The organism is Streptomyces sp. NPDC025784 (assembly GCF_055558435.1).
Genome location: NZ_JBVHMN010000002.1, coordinates 346,455 through 363,060 on the forward strand (window position 1 = coordinate 346,455; position 16,606 = coordinate 363,060).

At 72.3% G+C, this 16,606-nt stretch carries 13 protein-coding genes and 3 tRNA genes; 9 read left to right on the top strand and 7 right to left on the bottom strand.

All coding sequences use genetic code 11. The features are described 5' to 3' along the window. Positions 1-181 precede the first annotated feature (181 nt). Positions 182-1,273, bottom strand: a complete 1,092-nt coding sequence (locus ACZ4IF_RS07605) for a WD40/YVTN/BNR-like repeat-containing protein (protein WP_467560487.1) — start codon at positions 1,271-1,273, stop codon at positions 182-184. Between the two features lie 281 nt (positions 1,274-1,554). On the opposite strand from ACZ4IF_RS07605, the gene ssgD reads away from it, so the two are divergent. Next, the gene (ssgD, locus tag ACZ4IF_RS07610; protein ID WP_467561105.1) at positions 1,555-1,971 is read left to right on the top strand and encodes a spore wall synthesis regulator SsgD; all 417 of its coding nucleotides are present in this window, start codon (positions 1,555-1,557) and stop codon (positions 1,969-1,971) included. A 43-nt stretch (positions 1,972-2,014) separates the two neighbouring features. On the opposite strand, the gene ACZ4IF_RS07615 is transcribed toward ssgD, so the two are convergent. Both ACZ4IF_RS07615 and ACZ4IF_RS07620 read right to left on the bottom strand, forming a co-directional pair. Then, the gene (locus ACZ4IF_RS07615; RefSeq protein ID WP_467560489.1) at positions 2,015-2,869 is read right to left on the bottom strand and encodes an isocitrate lyase/PEP mutase family protein; all 855 of its coding nucleotides are present in this window, start codon (positions 2,867-2,869) and stop codon (positions 2,015-2,017) included. Positions 2,870-2,965: 96 nt separating this feature from the next. Continuing rightward, complete coding sequence (locus tag ACZ4IF_RS07620; protein ID WP_467560491.1) at positions 2,966-3,625, bottom strand: GOLPH3/VPS74 family protein; 660 nt, start codon at positions 3,623-3,625, stop codon at positions 2,966-2,968. A 315-nt stretch (positions 3,626-3,940) separates the two neighbouring features. Between ACZ4IF_RS07620 and ACZ4IF_RS07625 the strand changes: the two genes are divergently transcribed. The 4 genes from ACZ4IF_RS07625 (at position 3,941) to ACZ4IF_RS07640 (ending at position 8,708) form a co-directional block, all read left to right on the top strand. Next, complete coding sequence (locus ACZ4IF_RS07625; RefSeq protein ID WP_467560493.1) at positions 3,941-5,608, top strand: ABC-F family ATP-binding cassette domain-containing protein; 1,668 nt, start codon at positions 3,941-3,943, stop codon at positions 5,606-5,608. Between the two features lie 165 nt (positions 5,609-5,773). Next, positions 5,774-6,550 (top strand): dimethylargininase, encoded by a 777-nt coding sequence (ddaH, locus tag ACZ4IF_RS07630; protein WP_467560495.1) that lies wholly within the window; start codon positions 5,774-5,776, stop codon positions 6,548-6,550. Positions 6,551-6,760: 210 nt separating this feature from the next. Continuing rightward, positions 6,761-7,738 carry an acyl-ACP desaturase gene (locus ACZ4IF_RS07635; RefSeq protein WP_467560497.1) on the top strand — a complete coding sequence of 326 codons (978 nt, stop codon included), beginning with the start codon at positions 6,761-6,763 and terminating at the stop codon, positions 7,736-7,738. A gap of 106 nt (positions 7,739-7,844) precedes the next feature. Next, positions 7,845-8,708, top strand: coding sequence for a hypothetical protein (locus ACZ4IF_RS07640; protein ID WP_467560499.1), 864 nt, complete (start codon positions 7,845-7,847; stop codon positions 8,706-8,708). 98 nt (positions 8,709-8,806) lie between these two features. Here the strand turns inward: ACZ4IF_RS07640 and ACZ4IF_RS07645 are convergent. After that, positions 8,807-8,882 (bottom strand) — tRNA-Trp (locus ACZ4IF_RS07645). An 88-nt stretch (positions 8,883-8,970) separates the two neighbouring features. Between ACZ4IF_RS07645 and ACZ4IF_RS07650 the strand changes: the two genes are divergently transcribed. Both ACZ4IF_RS07650 and ACZ4IF_RS07655 read left to right on the top strand, forming a co-directional pair. Beyond that, complete coding sequence (locus tag ACZ4IF_RS07650) at positions 8,971-10,368, top strand: DUF2201 family putative metallopeptidase (protein WP_467560501.1); 1,398 nt, start codon at positions 8,971-8,973, stop codon at positions 10,366-10,368. Positions 10,369-10,560: 192 nt separating this feature from the next. After that, complete coding sequence (locus ACZ4IF_RS07655) at positions 10,561-12,297, top strand: AAA family ATPase (protein ID WP_467561107.1); 1,737 nt, start codon at positions 10,561-10,563, stop codon at positions 12,295-12,297. Positions 12,298-12,316: 19 nt separating this feature from the next. On the opposite strand, the gene ACZ4IF_RS07660 is transcribed toward ACZ4IF_RS07655, so the two are convergent. The 3 genes from ACZ4IF_RS07660 to ACZ4IF_RS07670 all read right to left on the bottom strand — a co-directional run bounded on the left by ACZ4IF_RS07660 (position 12,317) and on the right by ACZ4IF_RS07670 (position 13,910). Continuing rightward, positions 12,317-13,645 (bottom strand): SDR family oxidoreductase, encoded by a 1,329-nt coding sequence (locus ACZ4IF_RS07660; RefSeq protein ID WP_467560503.1) that lies wholly within the window; start codon positions 13,643-13,645, stop codon positions 12,317-12,319. A 34-nt stretch (positions 13,646-13,679) separates the two neighbouring features. After that, positions 13,680-13,751 (bottom strand) — tRNA-Gly (locus ACZ4IF_RS07665). An 87-nt stretch (positions 13,752-13,838) separates the two neighbouring features. Continuing rightward, positions 13,839-13,910: transfer RNA gene (locus ACZ4IF_RS07670), tRNA-Ala, on the bottom strand. A gap of 488 nt (positions 13,911-14,398) precedes the next feature. On the opposite strand from ACZ4IF_RS07670, the gene ACZ4IF_RS07675 reads away from it, so the two are divergent. Next, on the top strand, positions 14,399-14,956 hold the full coding sequence (locus tag ACZ4IF_RS07675) for a toxin-antitoxin system, toxin component (protein WP_467560505.1): 558 nt from the start codon (positions 14,399-14,401) through the stop codon (positions 14,954-14,956). A gap of 3 nt (positions 14,957-14,959) precedes the next feature. Then, positions 14,960-16,162: an MAB_1171c family putative transporter gene (locus ACZ4IF_RS07680; RefSeq protein WP_467560507.1), complete on the top strand. Its 1,203-nt coding sequence runs from the start codon at positions 14,960-14,962 to the stop codon at positions 16,160-16,162. The last annotated feature ends 444 nt before the right edge of the window (positions 16,163-16,606 follow it).

The following is a 16,606-nucleotide window of genomic DNA, read 5'->3' on the forward strand; positions in this document are numbered from 1 at the left end:
CGATCCGGTCCGAACGAAACCCGCCAGGCGGCCACCGGGCGGCCCGGGCGTTCAGGGGTGCGCCCGGCGGCCGGACCCTCCGTCGGTCGTGCCGGTCGTGCCGGTCGTGCCGGTCGCGCCCCGAGCCGCTCCCGCCGGTGACCGGACCGACTCGGGTGCGCGGCAGGCCTGGTGGCACCGCTCAGTGCTCCAGCCGGGCCACCCGTCCCTTCTCGCCCGAGGCCCAGCAGCCCAGGTCGGGGGTGCAGTCCACGGTGTCGTACGAGCCCGTGTCCAGGGTGCGCCAGGTGCGGCCGCCGTCCGTCGTCAGGTCGGTGCCGGTGGGACCGACCGCGAGCGCGGCGGTGCGGCTGTGCGGCAGCCAGGTGACACCCGAGCGGTAGGCGGGCGGAGGGTGCGCGGCGGGCGTCCAGGTCCGGCCGCCGTCCGGGGTGGTGGCCGCCGCCTGCGGTGAGGCCTGGTCGGCGCGGTAGTCGCCGCCGACGGCGAGGCCGTGGGTGCGGTCGCGGAACGCGACGGCGAACACCCCACGCGCCGGGTCTCCGGCCGGGATCGGCGTGTCGGCCGCGGTCCAGGTCAGTCCGCGGTCCCGGGAGTGCAGCACGCGCGCGCGTACGCCTCCTCCGGTGGCCAGCCACACGTCCCGCGGCCCCGAGCCGACCAGGCACTGCCCGCTCGCCGCGAAACCGGCCTCGCCGTCCTGCGCGGCGGGCATGCCGTCGGCGGGCAGCACCTTCCAGGAACGGCCGCCGTCACTCGTCGACAGAATGCGGAAACGGCCGTCCACCGGGTCACTCATCGCCAGGCCGTGGCGCCGGTCGAGGAAGGTGATGCAGTCGTAGAAGGCCTTCGCGTCGGTGTTGCGGAACGACTCCGTCCAGGTCGCGCCGCCGTCGTCGGTGCGCAGCACCCGGGAGGCCTCGCCCTCGCCGATGGCGAGCACCACCGCACGGCGCGAGTCGAACGCCTCGATGTCCCGGAACTCCAGGTCCGCCGCGCCGGGCGGCGACACGTTCCGCCAGTGGGTGCCGCCGTCCGTGGTGCGCAGCACGGTGCCCTTGGAACCGGCCACCCAGGCCGTGTCCCGGCTGACGGCCGAGAGCCCGCGCAGCCGCACGTCCGTGCCGCTGTCCTTGAGTTCCCAGTGCGGTGTCTTCGCGTCGCCCCGCGCCTGGGCGGGCACCGCCCCCGCGAGCGCTGCGGCGAGTGCCGCCGCGCACAGTCCCACGGTGACCGTCCGACTCGTACGCCTCGACTTCCCCAAGCCCCTCATGGCGGGCGAAGCTAGCCCACTCCCCCGGTGCCGTCCAGATGGCCTTCCGCGGGAACCTCGGGACCCCGACCGAGTGTCCTCCCGGTTGTCCGGTGAGCGCGTGCCGGAGCCCGGGGGGCCGGGGCGACGGGGGGATCACGGGGTGGGCCGCCACAGCACATGGATTCGGTGACAGAGGTCACTCGGGTCCCAGGTGCACGCAGTGGCTCATTTCTTCGTCTCTTTCCATGACCGGCCTCATTCGCCCGCAGTCCGTCCAGTCGTCACAAGGGAGCAAGGCGTTGTCCACCCTCATCGAGCAGCCCGTAGAGGCCCGCCTCGTCGCCGCCGCGCCGCGGATGCCGAGCATTCCCGCCACGCTCCACTACGACCGGAGCGATCCGTTCGCCGTGCGCATGTCCTTCCCCGCCCCCGCCACGCTGGAGGGTGTGGACGTGTGCTGGATGTTCGCGCGCGAGCTGCTCGTCTCCGGGCTCGAGGATTCGGTGGGCCACGGCGACGTGCGGGTGCGGCCGTACGGCTACGACCGCACCGTCCTGGAGTTCCACGCCCCCGAGGGCACCGCCGTGGTGCACGTGCGCTCCGGTGAGGTGCGGCGCTTCCTCCAGAGCACCATGGAGCTGGTGCCGCTCGGTCTCGAACACCTCCAGGTGGACCTGGACCACGATCTGGCGGAGCTGATGCGGGGCACCTGCTGAGACCGGCACCCCGCGTCGGGGTGCCGGCCGCAGGGCGCCGCCCTCAGCGGCCCCCGTCCATCAGGGCATTGAGCTCCGCGTAGTCGAAACCGCCGGTCAGCGAGTCGTAGGTCCCCGCGCCCAGCAGCTCCCGCGCGGCCCGGAGGACCACGGCATGTGCCGCCTGCGCGATGCTCGAACCCGCGCTGACCCGCGCCACGCCGAGTGCGGCCAGCTCGGAGACCGTGGGTGCTCCGGGCCCCACCAGGATGTTCAGCGGGCCGTCGACGCCGTCGACGAGCGCCTTGACCGTCACCGGGTCGACGACTCCCGGTACGAAGACGCCGTCGGCCCCGGCGGCGAGGTAGGCCGCGGCCCGCTCCAGGGTCTCGTCGATGCCGCCCGCGCCCCTCAGATACGTGTCGATGCGGGCGTTGACGTACAGCGGCACGTCCGCCGCGTCGGCGGCCGCGCGGGCCGCCGCGATGCGTTCCGCCTGGTCGCCGACCGGACGCAGCGGGGCGCCGCCCTCGTACAGCGCGTCCTCGATGTTCACCCCCACGGCACCCGCCGCGAGCACGGCGCGGACCGTGTCCCCGACGCCCCGCGCGTCCCGTGCGTATCCGCTCTCGATGTCCGCGCTGACCGGAACCCGGACCGCGGCGGAGACCCGTGCGACGGCGCCGAGCGCGGCGTCCCTGTCCAGCCGGTCCCCGTCGGGCCTGCCGAGCCCCCAGGCGAGCCCCGCGCTGGTCGTCGCGACCGCCGGTGCGCCCGCCTCCTCGACGATCCGGGCACTCGCCGCGTCCCAGGCGTTCGGCAGGACGAGCGGACGACCGGGCACGTGCAGGGCGCGAAAGGCCGCGGCGGTCTCGCGCAAGGAACCGAGCCGCGCACCGGTGAGATTCGTGTTCGTCATGACGGCAACTCAAACACGGGGCGCTGCAGAGGAGCTGGCAGGAATTCGACATGTACGTGAGGGCTGGAGTCCGGGCGCCGGGAGCGTACGGCCGCCTCAGCGTCCGGGCGCCGGCGACGCGACGGCCAGCGCGTCACGGACCTCCCGGACGGCCTTCATCAGGGACGGTGTCCCGGCGCCGGCGCGGTCGGCCAGTTCGTCCACGCGGCCCGAGGGGACCTGCCGGCCGTCCGGCGGCGCCGGTGTGCGCAGCCCGGCCGCGGCGGCGAGGACGACGAGTGCCGCGTCACGGCCGGGGACCTCGGCCGCGGGCAGCGGGCCCGCCAGCACCTGCCGGGCGCGGGCGTGCAGCGCCTCCACGGCGGGAACCCGCTCCAGCCCGTAGTCCACCGAGGAGAAGAGGCCGAGGACCCGTCTTCGCTCCGCCCGCAGATATCCCTCGGCCGCGAGCTGCGCGCGCACGGCGTCCAGGGTGAGGCGTGCCCGCGACGAGACCCACTCGCGCCATGTCCGCGGGCGGGACTCCGCGACGAGTTCGAGGAGCTCGTCGAGGACGGTGTCCCCGGTGCGGGAGTCGGCGTCGGCGGGGGTGACGATGCCGCCGTCGTCGACGAGCAGTCCCCGCCCGGCGAGGTCGGCGAGGGCGCCGGCGCGTACCAGGCGGTCGAGACCGGGCGCGTCGCCGAGGCCCGGTTCCCCGGGGTCCTGGGCGAGCAGGTAGAGCCGGGCGGGCAGCGAGAGGGGGCCGTTTCGCACGGAATCTCCCTGGGTTCGTCGGGGCGACGTTAATCCTTTGACAGCGTCCGCGGCCGCCCCTACGGTGTACAGCGGTTCTGTTGCCGTCGAATGGAGAAGGACGTTGCTCGTCTGAGGTCTGAGACACCGCGTCACACACAGCCGCTTCCTGTCGGCATTCGTGTGCGCAGCGTGCGACCTCGGCGTACGAGCCGTCCTCCGGTACCGGACCTTCCCTGATCTCTCCTGAGCGGGGCTCCCTCCGAACCGGATCGTCGTCACCTCGCGGTGTCCCCACGCGTACCCACGACCGCATCCAGCAACCGCGAGGCCCTCATGTCTACCTTCCCCGCTTCCATCACCTGTACCTCCCTCTCCTTCGCCTGGCCCGACGGCACCACCGTCTTCGACGGGCTCCAGGTCGCCTTCGGCCCGGGCAGGACGGGTCTCGTCGGTGTCAACGGGTCAGGGAAGTCGACCCTGTTGAAGCTGATCGCCCAGCAGCTCTCCCCCACGGACGGCACCGTCCGGATCGCGGGCGAGGTGGGCCATCTGCCGCAGAACGTCACCCTCGACACCCGCCTGCGGGTGGACGAGGCGCTCGGCATCGCCGGGATCCGCGCCGCGCTGCACGCCATCGAGGCGGGCGACGTGGCGGAGGAACACTTCGACACCGTGGGCGACGACTGGGACGTCGAGGAGCGCGCTCACGCGACCCTCGGTGAACTCGGGCTCGGCCACATCGGGTTGGACCGCACGATCGGCGAGGTCTCGGGCGGCGAGTCGGTGCTGCTGCGACTGGCCGCGCTGCTGCTGCGCCGCCCCGACGTCCTGCTGCTCGACGAGCCCACCAACAATCTCGATTTGTACGCACGACGGCGGCTCTACGCGGCCGTCGAGGCCTGGTCGGGGGTGATGGTGGTGGTCAGCCACGACCGGGAACTCCTCGAACTGGTCGACCAGATCGCCGATCTGCGGTCCGGAGAGGTCACCTGGTACGGCGGGAACTTCTCCGCCTACGAGGCGGTGCTCGCCGGCGAACAGGAGGCGGCGGAGCGCATGGTGCGCGTCGCCGAGGCCGACGTGAAGAAGCAGAAGCGTGAACTCGTTGACGCTCAGGTCAAGTTGGCCCGCCGCAAGCGGTACGGCCAGAAGATGTTCGAGCAGAAGCGCGAGCCGAAGATCGTGATGGGTGCGCGCAGGCGGGCGGCGCAGGAGTCCGCGGGCAAGCACCGCATCATGCACGAGGAGCGGCTCACGGAGGCGAAGGGGCGTCTCGACGAGGCGGTGGAGGCCGTACGGGACGACGACGAGATCCGCGTCGACCTGCCGTACACGGCCGTGCCGCCGGGCCGCGGCGTACTGACCCTCCAGGACCTGGACATGCGGTACGGCGCGCGGGTCGTCGGCGGGCTCGACCTGCGCGGGCCGGAGCGGATCGCGCTGATCGGACGCAACGGCTCGGGCAAGACGACGCTGCTGCGGACGATCGCCGGGGAGCTGGACGCGGTGTCCGGAGAGGCGCGCGCCCATGTGCCGCTGCGGTTCCTGCCCCAGCGCCTGGACGTGCTCGACGACGAGCGGACGGTCGCCGAGAACGTGGCCCGCTACGCGCCGGCCGCGACCAACAACCGGATCCGGGCGCGGCTGGCCCGGTTCCTGTTCCGGGGGGCCAAGGCCGACCAGCTCGCGTCGACGCTCTCCGGCGGCGAGCGTTTCCGGGCCGCGCTCGCGGCCCTGATGCTGGCCGAGCCGGCCCCGCAGCTGCTGATGCTCGACGAACCGACGAACAACCTCGACATGGCGAGCGTCCGGCAGCTCACGACAGCTCTGGAGTCCTACGAGGGCGCCCTGATCGTGGCGAGCCACGACATGCCGTTCCTGGAGTCGGTCGGGATCACCCGCTGGCTGCTGCTGGAGGGAGGCGAGCTGAAGGAGATCGCACCGGATTCCGTCGGGTACTCCGTCGGGGCGGAACCGGACGAACGGGGGGAGACCGGCTGACGGCGTCCGCGGGGGCCGGGCCGGCGACGCAGCCCACCGGGCCGGGCGAGGAGGCCGACCGGGCCGGACATGGGGGCGGACCGGCCAGATGTCAAGGGGTTTCGTGCCGCCGGACCGGCGCTGCATGATGAGCGCCGACACCCCCTGCCGATTCGGAGACCCCACGTGCCGAGCCAGAAAGCTCTGATCCGCCGACCCAGCCCTCGCCTGGCCGAGGGCCTGGTGACGCACGTCGAGCGCACGGAGGTGGACGTCGATCTCGCGGTCGAGCAGTGGGAGGCCTACGCGGAGGCCCTGCGCACGCACGGCTGGGAGACCGTGGAGGTGGACCCGGCCGACGACTGCCCGGACTCCGTGTTCGTCGAGGACGCCGTGGTCGTCTGTCGCAACGTCGCCCTGATCTCCCGTCCGGGCGCCGAGTCCCGGCGCGGCGAGACCGCCGGGGTCGAGGAGGCCGTGGCCCGCCTGGGCTGCTCGGTGAACTGGATCTGGGAACCGGGCACCCTCGACGGCGGTGACGTCCTCAAAGTCGGCGACACGGTGTACGTGGGCCGCGGCGGGCGCACCAACGCGGCCGGACTCCAGCAGCTGCGGGCCGCCTTCGAACCGCTCGGCGCGCGCGTGGTCGCCGTACCCGTGAGCAAGGTGCTGCACCTGAAGTCGGCGGTCACCGCACTGCCGGACGGGACGGTGATCGGGTACGAGCCCCTGGTGGACACGCCGTCACTTTTCCCCCGTTTCATGCCGGTGCCGGAGGAGTCGGGCGCGCACGTCGTGCTCCTGGGCGGCGGCAAACTGCTCATGGCGGCGAGCGCCCCGAAGACCGCGGAGCTGTTCGCCGGCCTCGGCCACGAACCGGTCCTCGTCGACATCAGCGAGTTCGAGAAGCTCGAAGGCTGTGTGACATGTCTCTCGGTGCGACTTCGGGGGCTGTACGCCTGACGGGTGAACAGGACACCCTGCCGCCGCCGGGACCTGGACATCCGGAACGGTTCGGGCATACGCCGAGGAGCGTCCACCCCTCGGGGGTACCCCCGCTGATCAGCGGTCTTTACGACGAACTTAACCTACGGCTTCGTAACCTACGGAGTCGTAGCCTACGATGCCGTAGGTTCCGTCCCCGCTCGTTGTACACGTCCCCCTGGAGCACCCGTGACGATCACTTCTCCCCACCTCGCAAGCCCGTCGGCCGCCTGGACCGACGCCCGCCTGCTGTACGCGCTGGAGGAAGTGGTCGAAACCGAGCTCAACCGCCACCTCAAGGTGGCCAAGGACTGGATGCCGCACGAGTACGTGCCCTTCAGCGACGCCCGTAACTTCCCCGGCATCTTCGAGGACGGCGAGGCCTGGGACAAGGAGCAGTCCAAGGTCACCGAGATCGGCAGGATCGCCCTCGTCGTCAACCTCCTCACCGAGGACAACCTGCCGAGCTACCACCACGAGATCGCCACGCTCTTCGGCCGCGACGGCGCCTGGGGCACCTGGGTGCACCGCTGGACGGCCGAGGAGGGCCGGCACGGCATCGTGATGCGCGACTACCTGCTCGCCTCGCGCGCCGTCGACCCCGACAAGCTCGAGGCGTTCCGCATGGCGCACATGAGCGAGGGCTTCGAGTCGGACAACCGCCACTCGATGCTGCACTCCGTCGCGTACGTCGCCTTCCAGGAGCTGGCGACCCGCATCTCGCACCGCAACACCGGTCACCAGTCGGGCGACCCCGTCTGCGACCGCATGCTCGCGCGCATCGCGACGGACGAGAACCTGCACATGGTCTTCTACCGCAACCTGCTGAAGGCCGCGTTCCAGCTGGCCCCCGACCTGACCATGCAGGCCGTGCGCGACGTCGTCGTCAACTTCCGGATGCCCGGTCACGGCATGCCCGGCTTCGAGCGCGCCGCCGCCCAGATGGCCATCGGCGAGGTCTACAACCTGCGCATCCACCACGACGACGTGCTCCAGCCCGTGCTGCGCCACCTGAAGGTCCTGGAGATCGACGGCCTCGGCCCCGAGGGCCTGCAGGCCCAGGAGGAGCTCGGCTTCTTCCTGGGCGGCCTTGACGCGGAGGCCGCGAAGTTCGACGAGAAGCTCGCCGCCCGCAAGGCCCGCATGGCGGCCCGGGCAGCGGGCTGACGCCTTCCGCTCCCGCGGACTCCTGGCTCACGGCCGTGCCCCGGCACGGCCGTGAGCCGTACTTTTTCCGGTGCGGACGCGTGCGTGCCTCGGGCATCATGCGGCCATGCATGACGACAGCACGCCGGACGGGCGGGTCGGGTTCCTGCTGGGGCTGATCGAGGACGAGGACGCCGCACGGGTGCGGCGACGGACCGGCCGCCCGCAGCCCGCCACTCCGCAGGCCACACCGGGCTGGGGGTCCCTCAGCGCGCTGCGCGCCCACCACTCCTGGTGGACGCAGACACCCGTCCCCTCCTCCGTGCTGCTGTGGGTCCTCCAGGAGGACGACCCGGAACTCAACGCCGTCGTGTGGCGGCACGTCTCGGCGGACGACGCGATGCGCCGGGCGATCGTGCACGGGATACCGCACGGCCCCGGCCGCACCCAGGCCGTAGGCGTGGCCGAGCCGTTGAGCCGGGACAAGGAACCCCCGGTACCCGAATCCTTCAGCCTGTTCGGTCTCGTCGGCGCGCTGCGCGCGGCCACCTCGATGAAGCCGGCCAGGCAGGCCGCCTCCATGGTCCTCGGCACCCCCGGCTGGCAGGCGGTCGCCACGGCGGACGCGGAGCGCCCGCTGCCGGGCTACACACGCTGGGCCCTCTCCGTACGTCCCGACTGCCCGCCGGAGTTGCGTGCCCGGTTCGGTTCGCACGCCAAGTTCACCCACCGGCTCAAGCAGGCCGGTGTCATCGACGGACCGGCGCGGTACGCGACCGAGTGGCGCCCGGCGGAGCGGGTCCTGCGGGTGCTCTCCCTGGGCCGGACGCTGTTCCCGACGCGCCTTCGTGAGGCCGAGGACGCTCTCCGGCCGCTCGTGCGGGACCATCTGGGCGGCCGTGACGACGCCTGGGCGGTCCTGGCGCAGCTGGTGGGGAACTACCACGGGACCGTTCCCGAACTGGTCGTCATGGCCGGCGCCATCGCCTGAACCGGGCCCGGCCGGGCGGGTCCCGACGGACGTGACACGCGGGCGGACCGGCGGGTGAGCGGGTGGGCCGCGGGTGTCGGCGGGCCTAAGAAAAGGGGGGCGGGGCGGCCGGATTCGAACCGGCGTGTTCCGGTTTTGGAGACCAGTGCGCCTGCCTCTGCGCTACGGCCCCGCCCTTGGCGCCGAGCCTAATGCCTTGGCCCTGTGTCAGCGGGACCTGGTACCAAGGAGGCACGGGGGAAGATCGGACACGGGGGCGGGTATGACGTACGGAGAGCGCGGGCGGCGGCCGGTCGTCGACCTGGCCGACCGCAGGGCACTGGAACGGTTCCGGCCGGCCGACGCCGAGACCGTCGCGGAGGCACGGCGGCTCAAGGAGGCCGCCCTGTTGGACTTCGGGCTGACGGAGTCGGCGGTCGCCTCCTGGCTGTACGCGAAATGCCACCACCAGCTGGCCACGACGGCGGTGGACACCGCGGCCGTGGTGGCCTCCGGGGACGGCTCGTGCCTGCTGCTGTACAACCCTGACTTCTTCGTCCGGCTCGGCCTGGACGGCGTGAAGTTCGTCCTCTTCCACGAGGCCCGCCATCTGATGCAGCGCCATCTCTTCGCCGGTCCCGAGCTGCGGGCCGACCCCGTGTTCGAGGTGGCCACCGAGGTGTCGGTCAACCATGTGGCGCTGGTGCGGCTCGGCAGCCCCGGTCTGCCCCTCCTGGACGGCCGGCCGACCGGCGTCGACCCGCGCGCGGTGCACGAGTCGTACCGGGCGGACCTGCTCGCGCAGGAGCTGGAGCCGGTCTCGTACGAGGACTTCACCCGGACCGACATGACGGTGTACGGCGAGCTGAAGCGCATGCGGCAACCGCCCGCCCTGGCACCGTCGTCGTGCATCCACCTGGAGTGCGCGGTGCCCGCCGACCAGGAGACCGTCGACGAAGTGGCCTCGTCGGCACTGCTCAACGCGCTGCTCGCGGCGCGCCGCGGTCATGCGGGCGCCGAGCAGGAACTGCTGGACCTGATGGGCCGCACCGAGGACGGCTCGGCGCGGACCGCGAGGATCTGGGGGCGACTCGGCGCCGGTGTGCTGCGCGGCGAGACCGTCGCGACACGGAAGATCGACTGGTGGCAGCGCTGGCTGGTCGACGTGCTCGGCTCCAGACTCCGCGACGGCGAGCGGCTGGTGTACCCGAAGAAGCGCGGTGCGCTGCTCGCCGCGCTCGGTCAGGACCCGATGCTGTCGCGGCGCGGGCCGGTCCGCGACAAGGTGCTCGTCATCGCCTACGACACGTCGGGCTCCATGCCCGACCGCGTGGTCGAGTGGCTCACCGACCTCGTCGGCAGGATCGACGGGGTCGAGGCGTACTGGCTGTCCTTCGACGCGGTGGTCATGCCCTTCGAGCCGGGCGGCCGCGTGCACGGCGGAGGCGGCACCAGCTTCCAGGCCGTCGTGGACTACGTGGAGGGCCGCACCGAGGTCGGCGGACGGCGCTTCGAGGACCGCCCGGACGCCGTGGTGATGCTGACCGACGGGTACGCGCCGCCGATCACGCCCGCCGAGCCCGACAAGTGGATCTGGCTGATCACCGAGGGCGGCAGCGAGTGGCCGGACAGCCACACCCCCGCGATGGCCTGCCATCGCGTCACGACCGGATCGTGGTAACCCACCAGCACAGGACCAGGACTGATGACGACCGCCACCAATCCCGACCCCGGCTCCACCGACCGCACCGTGCCCGCGCGCTCGGCCGTGCCGGCTCCCGCGGACCCCGGCGTGCCCGCGCCCACGCCTTCACCCTCATCCTCGCCCTCATCCTCGCCCTCGCCCTCGCGCCTGGAGGCGTTCATCGACGCGATGATCGACATGGGGCAGACGGGCCAGATCTTCGGCGAGCACGGCATCGGGAAGACGGCGACCTTCTTCTCGCACATCGCGCGCGCCCACCCGGACGCGACGCTGGTCTACGTGCCCGCGGCGAACCTCACCCCGGACGACCTCCTCGTCAACGCGCCGGTGCGGGACCCGCACACCGGCGAACTGGTGCTGCGGCAGCTGGTGATGAGCCAGCTCAAGCCCGGCACACCTTTCGTGCTGCTCATCGACGACTCGCTCCAGGCCGGTGAGACGATCCAGTCGCAGCTGATGCAGATCGCCTGCAACTGGACGCTCGGCGAGCACGATCTGCGTGCCCTGGGCTGCGTCGGCGTCTTCCTCACGGACAACGAATCGCTGGCGGAGACTTCGGCGCGGCGCAGCGACCTCGCGCTGCTGGACCGCATGGTCACCATGCGGATCACCGCGAACGACACGTCGTGGCGGCGCCATCTCGCGGCCAAGTACCGGGCCTGGGACCTGGCTCCGGTCTTCTCCCTCTGGGCGTCCTTGTCCCCCGCGCTGCGGGAATCGCTGTCGCCGCGCACCCTGGACCACGTCCTGGCCTGTGCCGAGGAGGGGTTCCCGCTCCGCTGGGCCCTGCCGCTGGTGGGGGGCGAGCGGCTGCGCCTCGTCGAGCCGCGCGCCGACGGCACCCCGGGCCAGAACCGCACGGCGGAGATCCTGAACCGGATCGCCGAGTACGTCGGTGTGTCCAACCCGTCCACGCTCCCCGACCCCGTGCGTCAGGTGGTGCGGGCGGCGCTGCGCAACCGCTGGACCGTGCTGCTCCAGGGCCCGCCGGGCTGCGGCAAGACGGAGCTCGTCCGGGAGACGGTGCGCGAGGGGCTGGGCCGGGAGCCGCTGTACTTCTCCCTGCCCGTGACCAATGTCGAGGACCTGTGCGCGCCGGTGCCGTCCGCGGACGGCACCCTGGACAGCCTCCTCGCCGCGAACTTCACCGGTCCCGAGCCGAAGGCCGTCGTCTGGGACGAATACAACCGCCCCAAGGACAAGGCGGCGTTCGCCAAGCTGATGGAGATCACCCAGGAGTGGTCGCTCGCGGGGCGCCGGATCGAGAATCTGCGGGCCCAGATCGCGGTCCAGAATCCGCCGTACCACCTGGGCCGCAAGCTCCTGGTCTCCCGCAACAACATCGCGCAGGCGAGCCGGTTCACGGTCTCGCTGACGGTGGAGCCCGAGGACATCCCGGCCAACGAGTGGCTGCTCGCCCGCTACGGCGCCGACGCCGAGACCGTCCTGGAGTGGTGGAAGCACGACATCGACGACGAAGGCCGCGCCTGGATCACCAAGCGGACCCTGGAGCGGCTCGTCAAACTGCACCGGCACGGACTGCCGTTGGAGATGGCGACGGTCTACCTCGGCGACGGCGAGTACGCGCCCGTGCCGCTGACGGCGCTCGTGGACCGGCTGCGCGGACGCCCGGTGACCGGTCTGCGGGAGCTCGCGCGCGAGGCGGACGCCTGGGAGGCCCGGCTGCGCCGCGCGGCGGACCGCTCGGACGAGGGGGCCGACGACAGCGACGTCGTCCACCAGATCCTCGCCAACGCCGAGCTGTCGCAGTTGAAGAAGCACCGCGCGGTGGTGGCCCGGCTGGTGCCGCTCCTGCCGCCGAAGCTGCGCGCCACCTACCTGGTCGGGGCGACGGCGGATCAACAGCGGTTCTGGACGGGGATATTCGTGTCGATGAGCCGCTGAGCACCGGTCCGGCCGGTGCTCACCACTCCGCCTCCCGGTAGTCCTTCAGGAACACCCCGGACACGGGCGCGCCGGCCTCACCGCGCACGATCGGGTCGTACACCCGGGCCGCGCCGTCCACGATGTCCAGCGGTGTACGGAAGCCCGCCCCCGCCATGCGTTCCTTCTTGGGGGCGGGGTTCTCGTCGGTGATCCAGCCGGTGTCCACGGCGCACATGTGCACGCCCTGCTCGGCCAGTTCGGCGGCGCTGGTGCGGGTGAGCATGTTCAGGGCAGCCTTCGCCATGTTCGTGTGCGGATGGCCCGCCGTCTTGTTGCGGACGGCGAAACGGCCCTCGACGGCGGTCACGTTGACGACGTAGCGGCGGGGGTGCGGCGAGGCGAGCAGCAGGGGCAGCAGCCGGTCGCAGAGCAGCGCCGGGGCGAGCGCGTTGACCAGTTGCGTCTCCAGGACCTCGGCCGGATCGAGTTCGCCCAGCCGCGCGGACCAGGAGTTGTCGGGCGAGGGATCGGGAAGGAGCCCGGCCTCGTCGGCCTCGCGCAGGATCACCGGAAGGGCCGACGGGCCGCCCTCCAGGGCCGCCATCGGTGTGAAGCCCGGTGCCGCGCGGACGCCCTCGGGCAGCCCGGGGTGCTCCCCGGCCGCCAGCAGCGCGTAGGACTCGGGGGGACGGCGTACCGTCTGCGCGGCGTTGTTCACCAGGATGTCGAGCGGCTCGCCCTCCTGCCCGAGCTGTTCGCACAGGCCGAGGACCTGTCGTGGGTCACGAAGGTCGACGGCCAGCACGGTGAGCCGGTCGAACCATGCGCTGCTGCCCGGTTCGGCCCGGAAGCGGCGCACCGTGTCATGCGGAAAGCGGCTGGTGACCAGGAGTTCGGCTCCGTCGCGCAGCATCATCAGGGCCAACTGGAAGCCGATCTTCACCCTGCCTCCGGTGAGCAGGGCACGACGGCCGCTCAGGTCGGTGCCGAGCGCGCGCCGGGCGGTGTTGTCGAGGGCGCAGTCCGGGCAGAGCCGGTGGTAGAAGGAGTCGACCTGTCGATAGGACGTCTTGCAGACGTAGCAGGCACGGGGCCGGACGAAGACACCGGCCGAGCCGTCCGTGATGAGCGGCGCGTCCTCCCTGCGGTCGAGCGCGCCCGTCGCGGTGGCGGCCATCGCGGCGGCGTCGGCGGCGGACAGTTCGGCGCCGCGCGCCTTCCGTCGCCGGGTGCGGCCGTCACGGGCGAAGGAGGCGGCGACCTGTTCGGCCCGCAGCCGCACCGGATCGTCGACGGGCAGCGCGCGCAGCCGCCCGACGGTGCGGTGGAACGCCGCCAGTTCCTCGTCGGTGATCCCGCCGCCCATGTGCTCCCGCCCCGCGTGTCCTGCGTGTTCCGTGTGGTCCCGGCCGGATTCGAACCGGCGTATCCGCCTTGGCAAGGCGGCGAGTCTGCCTCTGCTCTACAGGACCCCGTGCGCGCTCGTCCCCTTCCGGGGACTGCCCCGTCCCCGGTCGTGTCCGCGGGCCCGGCGCGGCGGCCCATGGCGGAGGACGTCGCCCGGACGACCGGATTCGAACCGGCGTATCCGCCTTGCCAAGGCGGCGAGTCTGCCTCTGCTCGACGTCCGGGCGCGCCCTCCGGATCCTAACCACAGCGGCGCCCGGACAGCACACCTGTGAGCGCGCTTGTCCGCCCCGCGGGCCCGGCGCCGTGCCGTGCCCTTTTGAACGCGTCCGAGGACGGCCGCACAGGCTCCGGGCTGTCTTCCCGACGCTGTCCCGTGCACCGGGGCGGCACGACAGGATTCAGCCAGCGGGCCACCCGTCCCCTCGTCGCATGGGTCAGCTTTTGTCAGTTTTGATCACCATCACGGTACCCCCCAGGATGTTCCCTTCGGGCCAATTCCCCTGCAGAGTGAGGTCGGATGTGGCATAGCCTGCTGGCTGACCGCCCTCGGGCCCGCCGGCCGTGGGCGTCGGCCATAAGCTGACGCGACGGGCGTCAGGGGTGGGGCCGTCATCGGTGTGCACAGTTCTGCGGACGTCGGCAGGCACAGCGCGAGGAACTCCGGCACGTCGCCGAGGAGTGCCCGCACGTGAGGTTCTTGGGGAGGACAGTGCGCAAAGCGAAGGTCATGCGTCGCCTCATCGACGGGCTCGTCGACGACCTCGGTCTGCCGGTGCCGGCGGAGCCGGATGATCTGTTCGTCGCCCTGGTCGATCTGGTGAGCAGGCGGACGGGCCGGGAACTCGTGCTCCTCCAGGAGGAGTTCCCGTACCGCACGGCCAGCGGCCTGTGGCTCGACCTGCCGGACCGGGACGTCATCGTGGTCGACAAGCGGGCCACCCCGCTGCACAGGCTGGCCATCTTCTTCCACGAGGTCTGGCACATGCTGGACGGCGCCTGCGGCCATCACGTCCCGGGCGGGACCGTGGCCGGCGGACTCCTCCCGGCGCGCGCCGACCTGCCCCGGCTCGACGAGACGGTGCGCAGGGTGGCGGCGCGCACCGAGTTCGACCACCGCGAGGAAGCCGCCGCGGAGAAGTTCGGGCTGCTGGCGGTCACCCGGTTCCGCGTCTGGCTGGAGGGAGAGCCCGACGGCACGCCCCCCGACCGCGGTGAGATCGCCGGGCGCATCAGCGCATCACTGGGCAACCGGCGCCGGAAGGTCTGAGCCGTGGACTCCTCGGACTACTACATACCGGCAGCCGCTCTGTGGCTGTGCCTGGCCGTCAAGCTCCCGGCGCTGCTGAAGGCCTGGCGCGACCCGCTCGTACGGACCGTCTGCCTGGTCATCGCACTGGGCGGCGCCGGTTTCGTCTTCGCGGCTCCCCCGACCATCGCCGCCGTGAACCGCATCAGCGGTGTGCCGAACGCCTCCAGCCTGCTGGTGTACGTCATCATCAGCGCGTTCAGCGCCTCCTGCCTGCTGCTCATCGTCCACTGGCGCGGTGGTCCGCCCGAGTACGTCCAACGCGTCTCCCGGCGCTGGCGGATCGGCTACATGCTGGTCATCACCGCTCTGGTCGCCCTGTTCCTGCTCGGCGACGCCCCGGTGGAACGCCGTACCGACTTCGACACGTACTACGCGTCGGCGCCGTTCATCGGCGAGATGATCCTGCTGTACCTGCTGGCGCACATGACCGCCGCCCTCGTCACCACCGTGCTGTGCTGGCGCTGGGCCCTCCAGGTCCACGGGTGGCTGCGCGCGGGCCTGTGGACCCTGTGTCTCGGCTGGCTGCTGAACCTCTCGTTCAGCTCGCTCAAGCTCGCGGCGGTGGCCGCCCACTGGAGCGGCCAGGACTGGGACATGCTCAGCACCACTCTCTCCCCGCTCTTCTCGGCTCTGGCCGCGCCCTGCGCCACCGTCGGGTTCCTGCTGCCGCTGATCGGGCCCAGGACGGCGGCGGTCGGACGTGCCCTCGCCGCGTACCGCCGGCTCGGGCCGCTGTGGAGCGAACTCAGCAGCGCTTCGCCCCGCTCGTCGCTCGCCGCGCCCATCCCCTGGTACGCCTCTCCGCACGTGCACCTGACACGGCGTGAGGCGGGCATCCAGGACGGGCTGAGCCTCGTACGGCCCCACCTCGACGACGCGGTCCGGGCGTGCGCGCGGTCGACCGCCGAGGCCGCCGGGAGCAGCCGGGCGGAAGCCGATCTCGTGGGCCTCGCCGCCATGGTCTCGGCGGCGGCCCAGGCCACCCGCATCGACCGCGCGGAGACCCCGCTCGTCCCCGGCGACTCCGCCGTCGCGGCGGTGCGCGCGTCCCTGCTGGGCGTCTCGCGCACGCTGCGGACCTCACCCGTCGTCGCGGCGGTGCGTTCCGACGCCGCGAAGTCGTCACCCCTCTCCGTCAAGGATGGCGAGAAGTCCCCCACATGACCTCAGGAATCGGCACGACCCATCCGGTACCGGTGTCCTGTCCGACCCGCCTCGCTCCGGTGTCCCGTCCGAGCCGGACGACTTGCCGGTGCCGGGCGTCCCGCCGACGCCCGGCGTCCTGGGCCCGGACCGCCCGGCCTTCACCCCGGAGGGCCGGTAGGCGGTGGACAGCGGCGTGCTGGTCCGCGTCCCTGGCGTGCTGCTCGTCGTTCTGCTCCTGGCCCTCAAGGTCCGCTCACTGAAGGAGACGCGGCGGGTCCGTCGCGCCGCACCGCCCGGCACGGCCCATGACCGACCCGGCCAAGGGAGTGGACGATGTGCGTCGTGCCACCGTGATCGGCGGAGGCCTGACCGGCATGCTCGCGGCAACCGCGTCTTCCGGGCACCCGACCATGCCGACGGCTGCCCGGTCGTCAATGTCCGGGCGGGCCACGGCACGGCCCC